The organism is Thiospirochaeta perfilievii (genome assembly GCF_008329945.1).
Lineage (GTDB): Bacteria > Spirochaetota > Spirochaetia > DSM-2461 > DSM-2461 > Thiospirochaeta > Thiospirochaeta perfilievii.
The window spans coordinates 1172884-1195025 of record NZ_CP035807.1 but is presented as its reverse complement, the minus strand read 5'-3'; the positions used below and the strand labels follow the sequence as shown (position 1 = coordinate 1195025).

Genomic DNA, 22142 nt, shown 5'->3' with positions numbered 1-22142 from the left:
TTCTAGGAAAAGAGAGTGTAATAAGTAAATTGAGTGAGGAGTTCTCAAATAGAACAGCTAAACTACCTTTCTTAGATATAAATGAGAAATCATTTGACTCGATATATGGTAATAAGAACCCATATATAGCTATATACCTTAACTATATTGCAACTGAAGTGGAGAATGGTAAGAGTTCAAAACCTGTACTATCATATTTAATAAATAAGAAAGTTAATGAAAACAATACAGATGAGATAAAGTATAACTACAACCAATACAGACAAGTTACTGAACAAGAGGGAATTGATATTGCAGAGTCAGCACTTAAGTATATGACATGGGCTCTAGAGTATACTCCTGGTGTTAGATCGGAAGATGAGAATAATAAATCTGACTATAAAGTATATGCTACAAACTCAGTTGAAGTTAAAGAGTGGGTTAACGGAGCTTTACTTAATGTGTCAAACAGATCAAATAATTACTTTAATGGTGAGGTTAAAATATTCAATAGACCTAGTGTAGTTGAAGAAAACTCTCCATTAGGTAAAATATATGATAAAAACCTAATTACATCTCCTTATAGTAACTCTCAGGGTAACCCAATAGCATACTCTGCTATGGGTATAGATACACCTAAAACATTTAACTACAAATTATATAAACAGAATCTAGCTAGAAGATGGTTGATGGAGAAGTATATAGGGGATGTATATACCTTGGATAACTATCCAGCATTTGCAAATGGTACTTTTTCAACAACTATGGCAACAAGTTCATATTACGATAGTTATGTTGATGAGATAGATCTATACAGAGAAGCAGGAATTACCTTAAAGAAAGATGCTGGTGCAGGTAAATATGAAACAACACTACCTAGTATAGATGCTACATTTTATGAGATAGAACCATATCTACCTGGTGTTAGATCAGAGACAAAACAACTATATTCTGCTGATCAAGATAGTTTATATCACCCTAATAAATCAGCAGGTGTTGACTCATTAGGTCTACTTATGGGTTCACTTTCTATGACTGATATAGCAGGTGATTACCTAAACGTATTTAACACTAAAATAGATGAAGAGTTAGATGCTAACTATATCCAGAAAAACCCAACCTACCATGTCTTAGATATTAATGATCAACTAAAGAAACCATATAGATTTACAAAGGTAGACTTAGAGAGGTCTACGATTCTACTACCAGATCTATCAATGGCTAGACCTGGAGACATACTAGTTAACTATACAAACAATGAGCCAATGATAGGTGTAATAATATCCGCTGACTTTACAGGTCTAGATTCAAACTCAACTGTTGAAGATTATATGAAGAACATATTAGTAGTCTCTATCAACAGTGGTTTTAGAATGGCTAATGTAGGTGTCTGGTTATCAGAGGAAGGTGTCTATGGAGGTTTTACTAAACCTGGTGAAGAGAAAAAATACCATCTAAGAAGAATGTTAGTTAAACCAACAACTTCAGGTGATAACATATCATATGTTAATGATAACTTTGAGTTCTTTGATACTGAGTTAATTGAATTAGATGTTGATATGGAGTTTAAGAGAATAATAAATAGTAGAACAGGTGAACTTAGAGAATCTCATTGGATTCCTAATACAGGGGAAATTCTTGGTATAGATACAATTAAAATAAAAGGTAACTATGGGGATGATGAGTTAACTAACTTAAAAGAAGATGATAAAGATATAACTATATTACCACCATTTGATGAGTTCTACCATGAGTATTTAGGTGAAGATAAAAAACTAAAAGCTGAAGTTGGTTCTAACATTTATCAGAATAAGGGGGATGGACTTAAATTTTATGCTAAGCAGCATAATGAAAAAATAAATAGAACTGAATTTGTTCTATTGGCGACATTTAAACTTAAAAATAGTGGTTTGGTTGGAAAAGATGAAAGTCCTTACTCTGTAGAGTATTCAGAAGATATATTTGTTAGTTCATCTGTAGGTAGAACAAAACCTGATTTCAGATTATACGTCGAAGGATCAACATTAAAGTTTAAAACTAAAAATAAAACCTACTCTCAGTTTGGTGTTAGACCAATAAACAGTAAAATAAGACCAGGTGATGATTTCCTATTAAGATTTGCTAAACAGGATAACTTAGAGGTTCAAGGTGTATCAAAAGATAAAGATTTCCTTGCAGTTTACGATAAAAAGCTATTATGGAGAGCAAACCTATTTATTGATAATGATACAGACAAAAAATATGGTATAAGAACTCCATCTTCTAAAGATTGGAATGAACAGAACCCTTGGAATGCTCCTACAACTATTAATGAAGGACTAAATAAAGGCTTACAAACTGATAAATATTACAATGAGTTTGGTTTCAAACTTGCATCAACAAACTCTTCTGATAATAGTGAAACAATTTGGTATGCTCAAAATGAATGGAACAGGATCATGGAGAGTAATTCTCAAGCTGAAAAGTTTAAAATGAATGGGACCTGGGAAGATTTAAGTGATCTAGATGAAGGTCATGGAGGACAAGTCGTCTCATTTCCTAGTGCAGTATATAATAATTCAAGGTGGAGTGATGGTCTCGTTGCTGATTATATGGTGTACAATTTTGTTAGAACTACTTCTCCATTTTTATATTATAATAACTTATTAAAACAATTAGCTCCGTTGCAATTACGAGAATCTGCTTCTTTAATAGCGATGAGTAGTGCAATTGATGAATATAACAAAGATAATTCAGAAGTTAATAAAATGGTTATTGAATTATTAAAAGAAGACTATAATAAGAATGTTGGTATAGATGTCGAGAGAATTCTACCTGCAGAACCTAATGATCCTGCTGGTAAACTTAGACCTGGTTTGTTAGACGCCAAAGATGCACTATTATGGTGGTCAAGATATGATAAAACTGCACCAAAACCTGGAGCATGGGATTCTTTACATGCAAAAGGGTGGAATGTTATTAGCGGTGTAACTAAATATCAAAATTCAGTGTTTGCTCAACCAACACCAGAAAATAAACCATTATTATTTTATAAAGATGGTACAAATAAAGTTAATACAGTAAGTGGTTTTGATAATTATGATGTAAATGATTCGGATAGTTGGTATTCTAACCAACAAGCTGGTGTTGACTGTGGTGGTCTTATTTATATGGCTGAAGCTTATACAAACTCAAAATACATTAGTAATCAAAGTAAAGAAATATTAGCAGATATTGCAGCTAGATATGTCCATGATGTCGGTCCTGGTTCATCAGGTTATTCACACTCTAGTAATAATTTATATGAGATAATGAATGAGAGTGAATATACCCCTGACTTAGGCTTAAAACCTAGTAACAGAAAAAGATTAATTCCTGGGGATATAATGTTTTACTCAAACCCAAGTTATCATGTTGCTATGGTACAAGAAATAGATATAATTGAAGGGAGTAGAGAAATTAATGTTGATAATATTTATTTAATTGAATCTACACATCATAGTGGAATTATGAATTCTTTTGGTATTGCAGGATTATGGGGTGTGGGTAATCGAAATACACTTGACTTCTATCATAAAGTTGTTAAGTCTGATGGAAGTCCAAATCATAAAAACTGGATAATAGGGAGGTTAAAAATTGAAATTTAGATTTGTGCTTGTTTTCTTTATTATATGTAATTATTTATATGGAGAAGGATTTAATAATTATGACGAACAACATGTCTTTACTTTTAGTACAGGTTCAATGCCAGGAGAAATAGGTCTAATAGAGGGGGTAGAATCTAAAGGTAACAATGAACTATTTCCTAAATTATTAAAGAAATATAAAGACTATTTTATATTATTTGATACTGTTAATTCACGGGTTAATTTTTATAATGTAGACTTTTCATTAGAAAAAGAGTTGGAAGTTGATTTTAGATTATTGAGAAATAGTAAGTCAAAAATAATGGATAACATAATTTTTAGTAGTGGGTATAATAAATTTGTAACAGCTTTTAATATTAGCACTGGTAATATTACTGAACTAAATTTCCCTGACTCTATTTCTTCTAAAGATAGAGTTCTATTCACAGATAAGGTTATATTTAATTATATGAATGATGGTTCTTTATGTTCATTTGTCTTAGTAGATGAAGACGAAATGAAATATTCCAGGCTATTAAATGAAGAGGAAACATTGGAATTGTTCAATGAGAAAGATAAATACTTACTAAATGGTTATACTATAGATGCTAAGAGACGTATTTTTTTTAAAAATCATATTCAAAACAATGATTTCATAACATTATATAATTATTGGGTAGAGCTTCATGATGCAAATAATATGACTCCACCTAGAATAATACCTGGTGTACCAGATTTTGAAAAACTTAGTGGAATAACTTCTCCATTTATAGGATTTGATTTAAGTAGAAATTCATATTGGTCTAGTAAAACTGGAATAATCATTTTTGATTCTAATGGATGGGTTCTTGATTATTTAAAATTTAATAATTTTGCTTACTTGGGCCCAACAATAAATGAAGATGGTGATATTTATTATGCTACAAGTGAGAAAGTTAATGGCGTAACTGTTTTTAATACATACAAAATACCCAGACAATGGTAAAATCATAAAAATAAAAGCGAAGCCAACTTGCGAAATGCATACGCAGGGTGGCTTTAGTAAAACTAGCTTGCTAGGTCGGAGCGAAGCGTAGCCCGTAGTGACAATTTAATACGGAAGTAAGAAAAATAACAATTTTAAGACTCTTTATTACTTTAGTTTATTAGCTAATCTCTACTTTACAGTAGAGGTTTCATCAAATAATATTCTAATATCTTCTTATTTATTAATCTTAGACATATTTAAATTAAACCTCAATTGAAGATGTCTTTTGAGATTTAACATTTTTCAAAGTTACTAACTAGCTTCTCTATAATAGTGGTGATGTAAAGTAAGCGATAATTAACCCCACCTTCTAAAATTTTCATAATCATTTACACTCCATTAGAAATGGAGGAAAAAATGAAGAAAGACAAACAAGAGATTGGAAAGAACTGATAGTAGAGCAAGAAAACAGTGGGAAAAGTATAGATATTTTTTGTAATGAGAAGGGTATTCACAATACAGCTTTCTATAAGAATAGAAAGAAATTGCAGAAAACAAATTTTGTAGAAATAAAAGAAAACACCAAATCAAGTCCCGTATCAAATATTGAAAGTCCAATAATTTTAAGTTATGGAGAATTTACAATACATCTTACTACAGGTTTTTAGCAGGTGTAGATTGTGGTGGACTGTTATATATGTCAGAGGCTTATAAAGGGACAAAATACATATCGAAAGCTACAAATAATCTTTTAGCAGATATAGCAGAAAGAAACGTACACGATGTAGGCCCGAATACTTCTGGATATAATGTCAATAATAATAACTTGTATGAAATCATGAGTGAATCTCAATATGATAAGTATGGTACAAAACCTGAGAATAGAAAACGATTGATTCCTGGTGATATTGTATTTACACCTAATCAAGGATCTGGGTATCATGTAGCCATGGTTCAAAATGTTATAATAAGTAATGGGGACAGAGATATAGAAGTTAGTGATATAATATTAATTGAATCTACACATGATTCAAGAATTAAAAATATAAAAGGTTTAAAAGGGTTATGGGGAGTTGGTAATAAAAACGATCTTAGTTATTATCATAATAAAGATAAAAATTGGATTATGGGGAGTTGGTAATAAGAATAATTTGAATTTTTATCATAAAAAAAAGGATCTAGATGGTAATCCCATTCATAAGAACTGGATTATAGGGAGGTTGAAAATTGAAAACTAAAGTTATTATATTATTTTTTTTGTTAGCTATTATGGCGTAACAGAAGATTTAAATAGGTATAATGAGGAGCTTATCCATACATTTTATATTGGTTCTGGAAAAAATGAGATAGGTTTTGATAAAGGTAATACAGAGTCCTTCCCTAAAGGTATACAATTTTATAATGATAATTATATAACTATTGATATGGTTAATCTTAGAATTAACTTTTATGATGAGAATTTTAGCTTTATTAAGGACATTGATGTAGACTATAGTGGTCTAATTAATCAAACAGGCATATAGCATAATTAAATTCACACCCGCCATTAAGCTGCTATTAATTTAACCTTACCATAATATATATCTTCAGGGAATTCATCATCTAAAGATTGATGTCTTCGTCTATTATTATAGTACTCAAAATAATTAGTTAGATGCCTTTTTGCATCTCTAATATCTCTATAATCCTTAAGATATACATCTTCCTGTTTAACTGATCTCCATAACCTTTCAACAAATACATTATCTAGAGCTCTACCTTTACCATCCATACTGATTTTAATTTCATGATCTTTAAGTAGATCTGTAAATTCTTTGCTTGTATATTGAGACCCTTGATCTGTGTTAAATATTTCAGGAGTACCATATTTAGCTATAGCTTCAACTACTACAGATTTACAAAAGCCAACATCCATTGTATTTGATAGTTTCCATGTCAGAACCTTTCTACTATACCAGTCAATAACAGCCGTAAGGTATACAAAACCACCTGAAAGCGGAATATATGTAATATCTGTAGACCATACATGATTAGGTCTCTCTATCCGTAAATTTCTAAGCAGATATGGATAGATTTTGTGCTCTGAATCAGGTACTGAAAGGTTTTTCTTGGGATATATAGCACTTATACACATTTCTCTCATCAACCTACGAGCTCTAAGTCTACCTAGTTTTATACCATGAGTCTTAGAGATTTCTTTACTCATTCTTCTACTACCCATACAAGGATTCTCTTGATATAAAGCATCAATAAGACGCATTATCATAAGATCTTCTTTGGACTTCGTTCTAGGGGTATAGTATATCCTTGAGCGATTAATATTAAGTAGATCACACTGTTTTGAAAGTGATAATTTTTCATCTTTAGAGACCATAGGCACCTTCAATCGATGTTCAACTTTTTCAAGTTTTTTTTAAGAAATTGATCTCTATAGTTTGTTGTCCTATTAAACTCTGGAGGTCTTCCTTTTCAGTTTCTAATTCTTCTACTTTCTTCTTATCTACATCATCTTTTTGAAAAACTGATTCTGCATTCTGTAAGAATTCCCTCTTCCATTGCCTAACTTGCTGAGGATGAATTTCATAATTACTAGCTATTTCACTTACTGTAATTTCTTCTTTGATAGCTTCTAAGGCTACTTTTAACTTAAATGCACTATCATGCTTTTTTCTTCTACCCATATTATCTCCTATTATACATTTATATATACAGGAGTGAATTTAATTTTTAGAATATGCTGTTTAAAAAAGTTAGACCGTTATATTCTGGAATAATGAATCAGAAAAATATCAAAACAGTAATATAAATTACAGATTTGGTTCTCTTAATGGAACTTATTTATTCAATAAAATAACTATAGATGGAGAAGATTTTTCACCATATACTCCAGGATTTTCAACGATGGCAAAATATGGAGATTTCATATATAATAGTAACACATCTGTACTAACATCTTACTCAATAGGAGTAGATTGCTCTGGATTTATGTCACAATCTGCAAACTATAATAATAATAGTTATGATACTGTTAAAGATCTTCCTCAAGGTATGTTAGAATGGGGAAGCTGGCCAACATCACAACTAATGGGTCCAAGTGGTTATGATAGTGCTTCATATACTATTTCTGAACAAAACAGATCCAAATTAAAACCTGGAGACTTCATATATAAACCAGGACATGTCGCAATAATATTAAGGATAGAAGAGGGAACAGAAGAACTGGATAAAAGGATCTATTTATTAGAATCTGCTTTTGATAGTGGGAAATACAAAGTTATAAATTTGAATACGATTTTTAAGTATAGAAATTATACTAATTTTCGAACTAAAAGATTTAAATAGGAGATAATATGAAACGTATATACTTAATCATAATTTTATTGATATTAAATCAATTATCAGCTGAAGAGTTAGAACTGACTCTAGCAAAGAAATTTCCTAAAGGTACAGAGTCATTTCAACTTGGTTTTAGACCATTGTTTTATGATATTTATTTTTACTCAGGACCTAGCGCATTTACAATAGATTCTAAAGATAATTTTTATATTAAAGATACAATGAATAGTAAAATAAAAAAGTATGATAATAATTGGGACCTTACTGAAGAATATAGCCTATCAAGAGGTGATGAATTTATATATATAAAGAACATGTATATTTCTAATGACACTAAATATATTTACAGTACTTCTAGTTCCCATATCTCATATTTAAATAAGGGAAAAGTCAAATATATTTTCAGAGATAATACAGATATAGATGGTGATGTTGTTTTTATTGATAACAAACTATTTTATACTAGGAGATCTAACCCAGAGGGTCTATTTTATTATATAGAAAATGGTGTAAACAAAGGGGAATTCCCTCCAAAATACAACCTAGTAAATTTTTCTGAAGATCACGTTGAAATAAAATTAGAAGACAACTTAAATATTTATGCAGTTTCTAAAAGTATGGCACCATATAGGAAACTATTTAAAAATTTGAAAACTAATAGTGCTATGGATCTAAAAGATTCTGTCTTTTTTGATGATACAAGTTACACTTCTTCAGAAATAATTGGCTTTGATAAAGATTTAAATAGTTTTTGGATTATTGATTATCATAATGGTAAAAGAAATATAGTAGTACTTTCAAAATGGGGTGAGTGCTTAGAATATTTCACTATTCCTGGATTATGGTATCGTCATAAACCAACAGTTAGTCTCAATGGTGACTTATATTTCATGTTATATGGAGAAACAGAGACTGAAAGTATTGATTTTTATAGTTTAACAAAAGAAAGTAGGATTAATCAAAGAAAAGTATCAGAGAATAAAAAAAAATAAAAAAAGCGAAGCCACCTTACGAAATGGATACGTAGGGTGGCTTTAGCCAAACTAGCTTGCTAGGTCGAAGCGAAGCGTAGCCCGGAGCAGCCAGGTAGTAACTAAAGTTACTATTCGCCCAAAACTTAAAAATACTATGAATTATTAAAACATCAGAATAAGTTTAAAGCAGCTTTTGCATCACACTTTGTTCTAGGTAAAGAGAGTGTAACAAGTAAATTGAGTGAGGAGTTCTCAAATAGAACAGCTAAACTACCTTTCTTAGATATAAATGAGAAATCATTTGATTCAATATATGGTAATAAGAACCCATATATAGCTATCTACCTAAACTATATGATTATACTATTGATAATAGATATAGGATCTTTAAGAAAGGTGAAATCCAAAATAACAGTTATAAGATTTTATATAAATATTGGAAGAATGTATTACATAAAGGGAGTAACAGGAAAGCTCCAAGAGAAGTTCCAGGAGTCCCTTCATTTAAGAAACTCGAAGTAGCTAATCCAAGTTTTATTGGTAAAGATAAGCAGGGGAATATTTACTTTGGAGATTTTTGTGGAATTCTTGTTTTTGATGAAAACGGTTGGGTTTTAGATGATTTCGAATACGCAGAAAAGCCATTCATGCTACCTACTATTAGCTCTAATGGAGATGTATATTATCTATCTAAAAATAAGTTGAATGGAGATACTATATTAAATTTATACAAAATACCCAGACAATGGTAAGATCATAAAATAAAATGCGACAGATGTATGCACATTGCCTTGCGAAATGGATACGCAGGGCAATGTGCATACATCTGTTAGCCAAACAAACTTGCTAGGTCGAAGCTAAGCGTAGCCCGGAGCAGCCAGACACTACATTAATTGGTTTAGATATAGATTTAAGACATGAAAAAAAGGATTATCCTTGGATTCCAAATACAGGAGAGTTATATAAATTTGATTCTATCAGAATAAAAGGTAACTATAGTGGAGAGATTGAAAACCTAAAAGAGGGTGATAGAGATATTGAAATACTTCCTCCATTTGACCAGTACTATCAAGAAAAGATTAATGATTCTGAAGAAACAATATTAGAAGCAGACTCTAATATTTACCAAAATAAAGGTGATGGACTTAAGTTTTATGCATTAAATGGTAAAAATGCAATTTTATTAGCAACATTTGAACTAAAACCTATTGGTAGTGAACCTCTTAACAGCAATGAGAGTCCATATAAAGTTATATATAATCCAGAGTTTTATACAGAAAACTCAGAAGGTCAATATGAACTAGATGAAGGTTATTCTCTAAAGGTAAATAGTAATAAATTATCTTTTACAATTCCAACAGGAGTCACTCTAACCCAATTTGCAGTACGACCTATGGAATCTAATATAAGACCTGGTGATGACTTTTTACTTAGATTTGGTAAAAAAAACAGTGAAGTAATAACAGGTGTATCAAAAGATGAAGACTTTATAGCAGTTTATGACAAGAAGATGCTATGGAGAGCTAACCTTTATATAGAAGAAACTAATATTGAGGATTGGAATGATAAATATAAATGGAATGCTCCATTAACAATAAATGATACTTTTAATAAGGGTCTAAGTGATGAGGAGCATTATAATGAATTTGGATTTGTTAAAGCAAATGGAGACTCAAATGATTCTGAAATTATATGGTATAGTGAAAATAAGTGGAATCACAATGGAGATGAAGAAAATGTTGGAAATGGAGGACAAGTGGTCGATATACTACAATATAATTCTATATTTGGTGATACTAACAAACTTGATAGTGTCGCATATAATTATCCTGAAAGTACAACAACTATAAATGGTCGTGATACTCCATTCATGTTTAATGATAAAATATTGGTTCAGAAAAATAGGCTATCGGAGTACTATAACAATGTTGGTACTAGATTTAAGAAAGCTAAGACAGAATGGGGCAATTTAGAAAATGTTACAGATCGTAGTTTGTTTACACTTGAAAAGTATAATGAGTTAGTTGAAGATTATACTGCTGATCTTAATGAATCTGAACCTTTTACTGATCATGGGATATCATTATTAAGCTGGAATGAAACAACCGCATTTGAAAATAACTGGGACAATTATGTGAAGGAACAGGATCAGTCCATAGATCTCTATCTTCCAGGATTGGGACTTATTGAGTGGTCTAAAAATCCTAATATACAAGCTTCTGAGGAGTTTAGGGAATCTATCTACTCTGTTGTTAATAATGCTGAGGCTAACGGAACATTTTTAGCTGGAAAGGAATATTGGAGTGATAGGGCTGCAGGTGTTGACTGTATAGGATTTGCTCAAAATGCAGCTAATATTAGTGGTAATAAATGGCCTGCTAATAACATAAACAGAGCTTATCCTAGAACATTAGAAGATTCACAATTAAGGGATGAAAACAGTACTTTAAATTATTCTACTTTTATTGTTGGTAAATCTAATAGTGAAACTAATAACCTAGGAAAATATAAAGTTGTAGGAAACTATAACTTTGTTAAACCAGGTGATATTTTTTATCATATAGGAGATCCTGATAGTAATAATCCTGGCGGAGGGAAGCACATAGGTATAGTACTAAGTATTGGAAGGGATTCTTTAGGAAATATTATACCGAGTGAGTGTAAAATTATAGAATCTAATTTTAGTGATGGAGGTTCAAACTTGTCTTGGGTACGGAACTCTCAAACATTGAACTGGTGGGTAGAAAATGATAGGCATTGGCGTGTTGTAAGGTTAAATAAAGGAGAATAAATATGAAAAGAATAGTATCTTTAATAGTAGTTATATTAACTATAAATACAATATATTGTGAAATAGCTATTAATAAAGTTTCAATGGAAACTTTATTAGAAATTCCATACGGTAAAAGCATTAGACAATTAGGAAAAGAATATGATTACGGAGGTGCCGAACATCAGAGTATAACAGATATAGTAATCACTAAGGATTATTTTATATTCGGGGATCAATGGAATAATAGATTTGTAAAAGCATCACATGATTTATCAGATTTTATAGTTCTTCCAAATATTGATATAAATACTGTATCAGGATTCTTAGAAATAAAGAACAATCACTTATATAATTATGATATCTTATCAAATTCAGTATTTAAATATGATTTGGAAACTAATACAATGGAATTTCATAGTAGATCTTTTCTTGATGGACACACAGGACTATCTACACAAAAGGTAATTTACTGGGGTTCTACTATATTCGAAGATCTATTTATTGGTGAAGCTAAAAATAATAGTTTTGTAGTTATAGATACTAAAAAGAAAATGAGAAACCTTATTCTATATTATTAAATAATGAAGCAATAGAATATATTACCAATAATAGTTCTGTGCTCAAAATCATATCAGAAAAATATTTATTTGAAAACGATATGTTCATCACTAAGAGTCCTTCTAAGTTTTTATCTTTTTTTAAGAAATCTTTTAGCAGAGATGAGATAAAAAGTTTTAAGGAATTAGAGTTTGAAGAAGATGCAAAATTTAGTGGTATTGATAAAGATGGAAATTATTATTGGACATCCTATGCAGGATGTTTTGTCTTTGATAAAACTGGTAAATTATTAACACTTTTTGTTATTGACTTCAAAGAAGCTAGAAGATCTGATATGCCAAGATTTGCAATTGATAATGATGGTAATGCATATAGGCTAATTAAGGGTGAAGATTGTTATTATTTAAAAATGGTTAAAAGGTATTGGTAATTGTAACTAAAATAATAAAAGCGAAGCTTTCGCCTTGCGAAATGGATACGTAGGGTAATGTGCATACATCTGTTAGCCAAACTCGTAGTGACAATTTAATACGGAAGAACTAATAATTACTATAGTTTATTAAAAAACTCTGCTTCAAAGCAGAGTTTTCATCTTTAAATTTACAATATTTTACCAATATTCTATTTTAAGTAATATTTATATAATAAACCTACATTGTTGAATCGTAATTGAGATATAAATATTAATTTTTTTATTAACTAGCTTCCCTGTAATGGTGGTTGTGTAATCTAAATAATAAAGATTGTTTCTTTATATTACCTTTATTGTTTTCTGGTGGATATTTCCCGTTCGGTATACCGTTAATTCCCTGGTGAGGTCTATAATTATTGTAATTATGGATGTACTCTTTAATAATATTTCTTAGTTGTTTTTCTTTGAAAATGATAAACCAGTCTAAACACTCTTTTCTAATTGATTTTATAAATCTTTCAGCGTACGCATTCATATTTGGTGAATATGGGGTCGTTGGAATATCTGTAATATTATAGTCTTCATAAGGAAAATATTTTAATTCACCAGAATTATCATGTATTAAATATGAATTAGAGAAGTTCTCTTCAAAGAGTCTTATTTGTTGTCTTAAAAATTTGATTGTTGGGTTAGTCGTGATATTCCAGTGGACTATTTTTACTTTTTAATTGTAATATAAAAAATATATAGAATTTTTTAGAACCCTAGTCGTAAAACTACGTTTTACTGCTCGGTATGCATCCCACAAAAAAATCTACAGTAAAAAAGTCACAGGCAAAAAGAGAGTTCCAATGGGATCTAAGGAATGTTGACCATGAGTAATTAGGTTTAATAATATTCTGTTTTCTAAAATCACTAATAATTTTTCTAATAGTTTCCCTAGAAATATCAATATTTAGTTTTATTAACTCATCTCTAATCCTAAGGCATCCCCATAAGTAGTTATCTACTTTCATTGATTTTATAAGGTTTCTAATCTTATAGGAAATCTGTGGTCTACCTTTTCTTTTACATGTAGAATTGTAAGTCCAAATATTATTAATGGCTTTTTTCCAACTATAGAGGATTGTTTCAGGCTTTATAAGGGTAAAATATTTATGTATATTCTTCTTTTTTGAATAAAAAGAGTATATGAAAAGCTTCTCTTCTTTAGAAAAGGGTAGTTTGATATTATTTTGTTCAAAGTAGCGCATATATCTTCTGTTTTCTTGCCATTTAAGAGCAACTTTAGGGACTATCGTGTTTCTATTACTGATGTAAAATAGTAAAAAGTTAATTAATTTAAGAACAAATTTAAAGATTATCATTATTTTCTATATGCTATCGAATTTTGACTAATAATAGCATATTGGTAATATATTTATAGTTTTATTTTCTTTAGTTCTTCAATAGATAATCCGGTAATATTGGCTACGAAAGTATATTCTGAACCAGCTTTTAATAGATTAATAGCGATTTCAACTTTTTCTTTCTCTATACCTTTCTTGATACCTTGTTCTAGACCCTCACTAATTAGTTTTTCTCTATACCGTTCAATATTTGCAGCCATCATAGGTAGTACCTCCTCAGGTTTTTTAATCTTATCAAAATCTTCATATACAAGCTCTTCACCCTGGCTTAGTAGAAAATTATTAACCCAGTTAGCAAAAACCTTTGTCTCTAGTATACTCGAATCTTTAATTACAGTCACTAGATCATCAATTGCTTCTCTATAATCTTCCGAATCTGTATTCTCCATATAGAAAATAGCTGAAACAGCATTATGTATTTTAAGTAGATCCTTTCTAGATATCTCATTTATTAAAATGGGATAATATTCAAAGGTTGGAATATATTTTAAAGGTATAGTTTTGTCTATAACCTCTGAAATGTTCTTCTTAGCAGTCCATTTAGATTCTCCGTTGTAAAGTAAGAGTGGAAAGATAGCAGGGTATAAACCAGACTCACTATTTCTACCATTATCTTCATATAGTTCTAATATGTACCTTAGAAGCCTAATTGGCATCTTTTTATATACAGTTGACTGAAATTCCATCAAAATATAGATATAAACTGGTTTATCTTTAAAATATATTTCATAAACAATATCTGACTCATACTTTTTAATATTGCCTATCATTGATATCTTTCATTCTACTTTCTATATAGGTTAATAATAGTCTAAGGACTCTATTTTATTATTACTATTTAATCCTTTTATATCTTTACTTAAACACTATATATGACTATCTTTATATTATGACAGAATTATTCAATAAAGAAGAGCTTGATGGAGCTATAAAAGAGAATCAGTTTGTTTTAGTCTACCTATCAAAAACAAACTGTGGTGTTTGTAAGGCCCTAAAACCTAAAATAAAAATGATTGCAGATAAGTACCCAAACCTTAATCAGTACTATATAAATCTAGATAATGATGAAACAATTATAGGTCAATACTCGCTATTTACGATTCCTGGACTACTTGTATTTGTAGAGGGCAGGGAGAGTATTAGAGAGGCTAGGTATATGTCCATGGATGATATTGATTCCAGGATTGGAAGAATATCAAAAATGTTGGAGAGTTAGCAGATTATAAATGGAACTAAATTAATAGTTCCATTATTATTAACTATCTTTTTTTATAGATATACTTTGTATTATCAATACCATATCCAGGATCTTGACACATTAATCCATCAACTAAGTAGAGGTCTCCTTCCGTTGCATAATCAATCTTTTCTTCTTCTGTAAGTTCTTTAAGGGAACTAGCATCCCATATATGAGTAGTATTAAGTTTATATTTTTTATTATTATTTAGTACTTCATAGTTTCCTTTTGCCTGAACCTGATCCCCTTCTAGCTGTTCAAAACTACCATCATCATTATATATAATTGATGTTGTGGACCAACCCCATCTTCCTACTATAGACTCTCCATCGTTGTAGCTTGATTCCTCAAATCCTTGTCTTGTTAAAATCCAGGAGGCAATATTTGAAGATGTTTCATCGCCCTCATAAAAGATAATATTATCTTTATCAACGCTATAGAACATAGTGAGTTCTGGAGAATCTGTATCCTCTAGAAATTCACCATCTGGTAAATTCCTTGCTTGGTTTGGAGAAAAAGTCATTTTGTCATCTACAACTGTTAGATCCATTATTAGTTCTATTTGGTAATCCTCTGTTTCTTCGATTCTTAATTTAATTGAGTTTTTTTCTATTGTAAATAAATAGTGATTACTATTTGATCCATCTTCAGACTCTTGGTAGAATTCCCATACCCCTTCATATATATGTGGTGTATCTTGTGTAAGAGTATTATAAGATAGTTCGTTACCAGCTTGATCCTTAACTTTAACAGAATAAACATACTCAGTCACTTCTGTTAGATCTGTTAAGTTTAAAGTTGACTTGTTTGCTACCCAATCAAGTAAAACAGTTGTTGTTGAATTAACGCTCTGTTCCACTTTGTATAACAAATCATTTTGTTCAGTAATGTTATCACTTGCTAACTCCCAAGTTAAAACCAAAGAGTTTGATGTAATCTCCGATGGAGTTATGTTTAGGCTAGAAACAGTAGGGTTTTCTGTATCATCTGTTGATGGGTTTTTAAAAAGACCTTCAATTTGGTCACATGAAATTAGCAATAATATTGACATTATTGCTATTAATAATAGTTTTTTCATAAATATCCTTTTATATTTTTAATTTTGAAATAACTTTAAAGTAGAATCAATGTATTAGTAAAGTCTTTTTGACTTTATTCTCAGCAATAAAACCTAGGATTATTTGGCTTAGGGCAAGGCCTATAACCATTCCAATAAAGCCTGCAGCTTTTGCACCAATTAACATGGATGGAAGTAGAAGGAGTATGGTTCCATAGCCGTTTAGTTTTAATGAAACCCTTGGTTTGCCAATTGCATTTAATCCCTCTGATAACCAGTTATATTGGTTTAACCCAATTGAACCGATCATCATAATAACTAAATATATTCCAATTAACTCTATTACCCTAGGGTTTGTAGAGAATATTCCACCTAATGGCCGCCAAAAAAGAGTTGCCAGCATAGTTAAAAATACTCCAAAAATAATAGAGAGTTTAAATATAATTTTTCTTGTACTCTCAACCCTCTCATGTTTTCCTGCGCCGTAATTTTGACCCATAATTGGCATTAAGCTTACACCTACAGCCATGCTTAAAACAGCGGAGAAACTCTCTATTCTACTACCTGCCGTTATTGCTGCAACAGCAACTGTTCCACCAACTATAGCTGTTACTTTTGTTAATACAAGACGGACAACCTGGGGTAGTAGTCGAACAAGTGCACCTGGGATACCTATGGATAAAATATTTCTCCATGATATAAAAAGCTCGGAAATGGATTTATAATGAAAATCTAGAAGGCCATATTTAAATTTTACAAATGATAAAGATAGTACTGCTCCAGAAGCCCTGGATATAATTGTAGCAATAGCCGCACCCTTAATACCCATATCAAGGCCTTTGATTTCAAATATTAAAAAAGTAAACTTATCAAATATAAAAATAGGGTCCAATATTACATTCACTACAGCACAAACCATCATTACATAAAATGGTCTCTTCATATCTCCAATCGCTCGCATGGCTGAATCACTAACTGGAGGCATAACTACAAATACTACACCTGAGTACCATACAACCATATAATCCTTTATAAGAGGAACTACACTTGCATCTGCATTCATAAATGTAAAAAGTGGAGTAATGGTTAATAACCCCATAGTTGATATAATAACTACCGACAAAACAGATAATAGTATTCCATCTGTAGCTACTCTCTTCATTAATTGGTGGTCTTTTTTCCCCATTGCCCTAGCAAGTATTGAACCTGACCCCATACTAATCCCTGAGGAGAATGCACCAATTATCATTACAATAGGAAATGTAAAACCCATAGCAGCTAATGGTTTTATCCCTAACTTAGAGACAAAAAAAGTGTCTGTTATATTAAATAGAATTATTGCTAACATACCACCAATGCTTGGGATTGCTAGTCTTACCATATGTTTAGGGATACTACCCTCTAATAAATCGTTTTTATGCATAGACAAAGTATTCTATTTTATTTTTATTGTTTCAATATTTTAAGGAGAATAATTTATTTCTATATTATGTATATTTACTATATATTGGTTTTAATATACTTTGTTTGTGGAGGTTGTTTTGGCAGGTAAATTAGTAATTATTGATGTAAGAACAAGGGGAGAGTTTAAGTCTGGCCATGTTAAGGGCGCCATAAATATTCCATACAATGAGTTTTTTAAAGGAATTAGGAAGAATAAAATATATCCAGACCACAGAATAACTATTTATTGTGCAAGTGGTGGTAGATCTGCAGCGGCTTTAAATATTCTAAAATCCCAAGGGTATAAGTATGTTACAAATGGTGGTTCCATAGGTAAAATGCTAAGTAGAACTTAAAGGGGGAACCTATACCCAATACCCCAAAGTGTTTCAATATATTCAGGAGTAGATGGGTCATTCTCTATCTTCTCCCTAATTTTTCTTATATGGACCGTAATGGTAGAAATATCACCGTAGGAGTCTCCCCATATTTGGTCAAATATCTCCTGTTTTGAATAGACTTTGTTAGGGTTTGACATTAAAAGATAGAGAATTTCGAACTCTTTTGATGTAAGTATTACCTGTTCACCATTGTGTTTTACACTTTTATACTCTCTATTAAGCTCAAGGCCTCTTATATTTATAGTTTTCATTGTTTCATTATTAGTTAATGCTCCAGATAGCTTGTTATACCTATTAATATGGGCCTTTACCCTTGCTGTCATCTCACTTGGACTAAAGGGCTTTGTCATATAGTCATCTGCTCCAAGGCCTAAACCTCGAATTTTATCAAAATCCTCCTTTTTTGCAGAAACCATCAAAATTGGAGTCTCCTTCTTCTGCCTAATCTCTCTTAGTATTTTAAAGCCATCCATACTAGGTAACATTACATCCAGTACAATTAAAGAGTAGTCACTGCCTAGGGCCGTGGAAAGTCCTTTCTCCCCATCGGAAATAATATCAACAATAAAATTCTCAGCTTCAAGGTAGTCCCTCTCTAGTTCTGCGATACTTATATCATCTTCGATGATTAATATTTTATTCATATTCACTCCTTAATAATTGGCAGGGTAAAACTAATTGTAACTCCATTATTAGAATTGTTAGTTCCCCATATTTTTCCACCATGTTCTCTTATTATCTGTTTTGCAATAGATAGCCCTAGTCCTGTCCCTTCGGTGGATGATGATCTTGCAGGGTCAGATCTAAAAAATTGATTGAATATTTTATCTAAATTTTCAGTATCTATACCAATTCCATTATCCATAATTGATATTTTTGTAAATTTGGTATCAGTATCAATTGAAACTAGGATTTCACATCTCTCTTTATCATTATATTTTATAGAGTTTCCAATTATGTTATAAATAACCCTTTGTAGCTGTATAGGGTCAGCATTTATCATTGTTTTACTGTTTGATGAGTTTATGTCTATTTTTAAGTCAGGTTTATCAAAACGAATCTCTTCTATTAAGTCTGATAAAAACATGTTTAAATTGACAATGGTAAAGTGGAATGGCTCATTTCTAAGTTCTAATTTTGATGATAGAAATAGGTTATCAATTAAACTATCTAATAGGTTAACTTTCCTAAAAATTGTTTCGTGGTATTTCTGCATTTTTTGTGGCGTATTTGCAACACCATCGACTATTCCTTCTATATACCCTTTTATTGCAGTAATAGGTGTTTTTAGGTCATGGGAGATATTCGCAATAAGCTCTGTTCTACTCTTCTCATATTTTAACTGTTTCTCTACATTGTGTTTTAATCTTAACCTCATCTCATCAAAGGCTATAAAAACATCTTTTATTTCATCTACTTTATTGTAGCTTAAGTCAATATCAAAATCTTCATCCTTAATACTTAGTGCTGCATTTTTTAATTTATTAAGTGGCCTAGTTATTTTTTTTGCTGTAAGATAAGAGAGTAGACTTATGAAAATAATATAAAATATAATTGGGTATAAGATCCCAATTGGAAATGTCTGATACTGTCTTCTTGTATTTATAAAATATACAGATGCAGTTCTTCCATCTGTGGTATTAAAGATCCAGTAATTGAGATATTTCTGTTCTTGTATATATCTTTCAATAACTTTTAACTCTCTACCAACAGAGAGTTGTACTTTATCGTTAATTACTACAAAACATGTAATATATTCAGGGTACTTTGTATAGGATATTAGTTCTCTTAGTTTTTCCTCTGTTAACATTGAATCTGGGTTATTATCTAGGGTTTTGTATAACACCCTATTAAACTGCTCTGTCTGCACTGAGAGTTTTAAACCATGGATAGTAAACATAAAATCATCTTTATAAAAAGCTGAAGTAAAAATAAATACTAAAAATGGTACTAATACTAGTGATGTGTAGGACAGTTTGAGTCTTGTGATGATTGTCATAAAAATATTATATACTTGTTTATACTTCTAGTTATTAAAAAAGTATTAATTTATTGTTATTTTTCCCCTAACAATTGCCTCTTTTATATGAGAAAAAGATAGGTCCTCTATATCTAAGGTAAAACTTCTATCTCCAATATTATGTAAGTAGTGAGCATCGGAGTTTGTTATAAATGGCTTTCCTTTTAACTCCATAATAGGTGGTAACTTTGTAAGGCCTATAGCACTATACTCCTCATCTGGAAGAAAACCTAGCTGACTTTTTATACTAAATTGGGGTTTATCAATATGGGCAGGAATAAATATACCATCTCTTTTTAGGGTCATCTCTAAAAGTTCTGATATTGAGTATATACTCGCTCCCCCTGTAAGATACTTTTCTACCTCTCCAATAATATTCTCATCATCATCTAAGTAGACTTGATCCCCCCACTTTTCTGGATCATTTTTACCAGATAGTAGACTTTTATATACTAACTTACCCATTTCAACAGCTGTTTCTGGTTTTTTAAATAGTGCTAATACATGGGCCTCTTCACTGGACGTAATCTCTATGCCATATATACCAAAAATACCTGCTTTATTACATGCGGTCATAAATGCTGGGGTATTAAGGGCTGTGTTGTGATCTGTTAATGCAATAACATCCAGGCCTCTTTTTTTAGCCTCCTGGGCTATTGCGTTGGGGGACATCTCTAGATCCCCACAGGGGCTTAGGCAGGAGTGAATGTGTAGATCACACCTTACCTTCATTATAATATTCCGTGAACTTTAAATGAAGTTGTAAATTGATTATCCTTTGTTGTAAAAATGGCAATACCCTCATCCTTTGCTGCATCTATCATATCCTGGGGAACTTTTCTTCCACTACATATAATAACCGCAGTAATTCCTGCTAGAGAGCAGCATGCAATTGTATTTTTATGGGCTTGAATTGTAATTAATACACTATCTTCATCCGCATTACCCATTACATCACTTAAAAGATCCGATGTGAAACCAGTAACAATATTATTAATTTCATAATCATTATAGGCGGGTACTAACCCGAGGTTTTTCTCTAATTCATCTGTTTTCATATCAACTCCTTTGGTATATTAAAATCAACTTTAACTGTTGTTCCACTCTCTGATGACTCTATATCAAACCCATCAGCAACTCTTTTAGAGTTAGGTAGACCCATCCCAGCTCCAAATCCAAGGCTTCTTATCCAGTCGTTTGCTGTTGAAAACCCCTCCGTTAGAGCTTTCTTTAAATCTGGTATTCCAGGACCTCTATCCTTTGCAATTATTGTTATTTTATCCTTATCAAATATAGCTTTTATAGTTCCTCCGTCTGAGTGAACTACTTGGTTTATCTCAAGTTCGTAGGAAGCTACAGCTACTCTTCGAATAAATTTTCTATCTAGGTTTAACTTTTTTAGACTCTTTTTTATCTCAGTTGAAGCTTTTCCAGCTATTTCGAAATTAAATTTAGTAGTTTGAAATATTTTTTCGTTACTTTGAATTGTACTTGGATTTTCGTTTAGAATAGAGTTTTCAAGGGCCTGCATCGCACTATTTAGGTGCTCTAATAGTTTTGCATTTATATCCCTCATCGAGATAATACCAACTAACTCCTTCTCTTTATTTAATACTGGGAACCTTCCAAAGTTATACTTATTAAAATATGATATAGCAAAACTCAAGGGCATATCATCCTCTAAAACTATCAACTTTCTAGTCATATGCTTCTCAATTTTATCATTTATATAACCGTAGTCTAAAGCCTTTATTATATCCTCAATACTAACTAGACCTAATATTCTCATGGAATTGGTAATAGGAATTGCAGAGAGTTTATACTTTGCCATTGTTACTTGGACATTTCTCATTGTTCCAGATTTCCTAAGAGTTATTAGATCTTTACTCATAACATCCTTAATCTTTAACTGGTAAATAATCTCCTGTATAACAGACGGTGAGTCAGTATTTATTGGTATATTTTCCATTA

24 protein-coding genes are annotated in these 22142 nt (G+C 31.0%); 12 read left to right on the top strand and 12 right to left on the bottom strand.

The features are described 5' to 3' along the window. Nucleotides 1–29 precede the first annotated feature (29 nt). From EW093_RS05580 to EW093_RS05570, 4 genes are all read left to right on the top strand, one after another. Complete coding sequence (locus tag EW093_RS05580) at nucleotides 30–3605, top strand: hypothetical protein (RefSeq protein ID WP_149567447.1); 3576 nt, start codon at nucleotides 30–32, stop codon at nucleotides 3603–3605. Beyond that, nucleotides 3595–4569 (top strand): hypothetical protein, encoded by a 975-nt coding sequence (locus EW093_RS05575; protein WP_149567446.1) that lies wholly within the window; start codon nucleotides 3595–3597, stop codon nucleotides 4567–4569. Before EW093_RS05580 ends, EW093_RS05575 begins: the two co-directional genes overlap by 11 nt. 380 nt (nucleotides 4570–4949) lie before the next feature. Next, complete coding sequence (tnpA, locus tag EW093_RS18065; protein ID WP_425473398.1) at nucleotides 4950–5219, top strand: IS66 family insertion sequence element accessory protein TnpA; 270 nt, start codon at nucleotides 4950–4952, stop codon at nucleotides 5217–5219. A 29-nt stretch (nucleotides 5220–5248) separates the two neighbouring features. Continuing rightward, nucleotides 5249–5692, top strand: a complete 444-nt coding sequence (locus EW093_RS05570; RefSeq protein WP_149567445.1) for a hypothetical protein — start codon at nucleotides 5249–5251, stop codon at nucleotides 5690–5692. 405 nt (nucleotides 5693–6097) lie between these two features. Here EW093_RS05570 and EW093_RS05565 read toward each other — a convergent pair whose 3' ends face one another. Further along, entirely contained in the window at nucleotides 6098–6931 is an 834-nt protein-coding gene (locus tag EW093_RS05565) for an IS3 family transposase (RefSeq protein WP_425473386.1), read from the bottom strand. A gap of 22 nt (nucleotides 6932–6953) precedes the next feature. Continuing rightward, nucleotides 6954–7232, bottom strand: coding sequence for a transposase (locus EW093_RS05560; protein ID WP_149567443.1), 279 nt, complete (start codon nucleotides 7230–7232; stop codon nucleotides 6954–6956). Nucleotides 7233–7452: 220 nt separating this feature from the next. Here EW093_RS05560 and EW093_RS05555 point away from each other — a divergent pair, with 220 nt between their 5' ends. The 6 genes from EW093_RS05555 to EW093_RS05530 all read left to right on the top strand — a co-directional run bounded on the left by EW093_RS05555 (nucleotide 7453) and on the right by EW093_RS05530 (nucleotide 12622). Beyond that, the gene (locus EW093_RS05555) at nucleotides 7453–7893 is read left to right on the top strand and encodes a hypothetical protein (RefSeq protein ID WP_149567442.1); all 441 of its coding nucleotides are present in this window, start codon (nucleotides 7453–7455) and stop codon (nucleotides 7891–7893) included. An 8-nt stretch (nucleotides 7894–7901) separates the two neighbouring features. After that, entirely contained in the window at nucleotides 7902–8879 is a 978-nt protein-coding gene (locus EW093_RS05550; RefSeq protein ID WP_149567441.1) for a hypothetical protein, read from the top strand. 219 nt (nucleotides 8880–9098) lie between these two features. Then, on the top strand, nucleotides 9099–9383 hold the full coding sequence (locus tag EW093_RS05545; RefSeq protein ID WP_149567440.1) for a hypothetical protein: 285 nt from the start codon (nucleotides 9099–9101) through the stop codon (nucleotides 9381–9383). Between the two features lie 871 nt (nucleotides 9384–10254). Beyond that, a complete protein-coding gene (locus EW093_RS05540; RefSeq protein ID WP_149567439.1) occupies nucleotides 10255–11652 on the top strand; it encodes a hypothetical protein in 1398 nt (465 codons plus the stop codon). Between the two features lie 2 nt (nucleotides 11653–11654). Beyond that, entirely contained in the window at nucleotides 11655–12212 is a 558-nt protein-coding gene (locus tag EW093_RS05535; RefSeq protein WP_149567438.1) for a hypothetical protein, read from the top strand. A gap of 38 nt (nucleotides 12213–12250) precedes the next feature. After that, on the top strand, nucleotides 12251–12622 hold the full coding sequence (locus tag EW093_RS05530) for a hypothetical protein (protein ID WP_149567437.1): 372 nt from the start codon (nucleotides 12251–12253) through the stop codon (nucleotides 12620–12622). A 265-nt stretch (nucleotides 12623–12887) separates the two neighbouring features. Here the strand turns inward: EW093_RS05530 and EW093_RS18060 are convergent, their stop codons facing one another. The 3 genes from EW093_RS18060 to EW093_RS05515 all read right to left on the bottom strand — a co-directional run bounded on the left by EW093_RS18060 (nucleotide 12888) and on the right by EW093_RS05515 (nucleotide 14783). Further along, nucleotides 12888–13166 carry an integrase core domain-containing protein gene (locus EW093_RS18060; RefSeq protein ID WP_425473397.1) on the bottom strand — a complete coding sequence of 93 codons (279 nt, stop codon included), beginning with the start codon at nucleotides 13164–13166 and terminating at the stop codon, nucleotides 12888–12890. Nucleotides 13167–13380: 214 nt separating this feature from the next. Then, entirely contained in the window at nucleotides 13381–13857 is a 477-nt protein-coding gene (locus EW093_RS05520) for a helix-turn-helix domain-containing protein (RefSeq protein WP_149567435.1), read from the bottom strand. Nucleotides 13858–14024: 167 nt separating this feature from the next. Further along, on the bottom strand, nucleotides 14025–14783 hold the full coding sequence (locus EW093_RS05515) for an Rpn family recombination-promoting nuclease/putative transposase (protein WP_149567434.1): 759 nt from the start codon (nucleotides 14781–14783) through the stop codon (nucleotides 14025–14027). A 119-nt stretch (nucleotides 14784–14902) separates the two neighbouring features. On the opposite strand from EW093_RS05515, the gene EW093_RS05510 reads away from it, so the two are divergent. Continuing rightward, complete coding sequence (locus tag EW093_RS05510; protein WP_149567433.1) at nucleotides 14903–15229, top strand: thioredoxin family protein; 327 nt, start codon at nucleotides 14903–14905, stop codon at nucleotides 15227–15229. A gap of 43 nt (nucleotides 15230–15272) precedes the next feature. Here EW093_RS05510 and EW093_RS05505 read toward each other — a convergent pair whose 3' ends face one another. Both EW093_RS05505 and EW093_RS05500 read right to left on the bottom strand, forming a co-directional pair. Beyond that, complete coding sequence (locus tag EW093_RS05505; RefSeq protein WP_149567432.1) at nucleotides 15273–16328, bottom strand: fibronectin type III domain-containing protein; 1056 nt, start codon at nucleotides 16326–16328, stop codon at nucleotides 15273–15275. Between the two features lie 46 nt (nucleotides 16329–16374). Then, entirely contained in the window at nucleotides 16375–17730 is a 1356-nt protein-coding gene (locus tag EW093_RS05500; protein WP_149567431.1) for an MATE family efflux transporter, read from the bottom strand. Between the two features lie 118 nt (nucleotides 17731–17848). Between EW093_RS05500 and EW093_RS05495 the strand changes: the two genes are divergently transcribed. Next, nucleotides 17849–18106, top strand: coding sequence for a rhodanese-like domain-containing protein (locus EW093_RS05495; protein WP_187759848.1), 258 nt, complete (start codon nucleotides 17849–17851; stop codon nucleotides 18104–18106). Here EW093_RS05495 and EW093_RS05490 read toward each other — a convergent pair. From EW093_RS05490 to EW093_RS05470, 5 genes are read right to left on the bottom strand one after another with little or no spacing between them, the layout of a single operon-like run. Next, a complete protein-coding gene (locus tag EW093_RS05490) occupies nucleotides 18103–18795 on the bottom strand; it encodes a response regulator transcription factor (protein ID WP_149567429.1) in 693 nt (230 codons plus the stop codon). The genes EW093_RS05495 and EW093_RS05490 overlap by 4 nt on opposite strands. A 2-nt stretch (nucleotides 18796–18797) precedes the next feature. Beyond that, nucleotides 18798–20150 (bottom strand): sensor histidine kinase, encoded by a 1353-nt coding sequence (locus tag EW093_RS05485; RefSeq protein ID WP_149567428.1) that lies wholly within the window; start codon nucleotides 20148–20150, stop codon nucleotides 18798–18800. Nucleotides 20151–20195: 45 nt separating this feature from the next. Continuing rightward, nucleotides 20196–20903, bottom strand: a complete 708-nt coding sequence (locus EW093_RS05480) for a PHP domain-containing protein (protein WP_149567427.1) — start codon at nucleotides 20901–20903, stop codon at nucleotides 20196–20198. Then, nucleotides 20903–21229: a DRTGG domain-containing protein gene (locus EW093_RS05475; RefSeq protein ID WP_149567426.1), complete on the bottom strand. Its 327-nt coding sequence runs from the start codon at nucleotides 21227–21229 to the stop codon at nucleotides 20903–20905. Before EW093_RS05475 ends, EW093_RS05480 begins: the two co-directional genes overlap by 1 nt. Beyond that, entirely contained in the window at nucleotides 21226–22140 is a 915-nt protein-coding gene (locus tag EW093_RS05470) for a CBS domain-containing protein (RefSeq protein ID WP_149567425.1), read from the bottom strand. Before EW093_RS05470 ends, EW093_RS05475 begins: the two co-directional genes overlap by 4 nt. Nucleotides 22141–22142 lie beyond the last annotated feature (2 nt).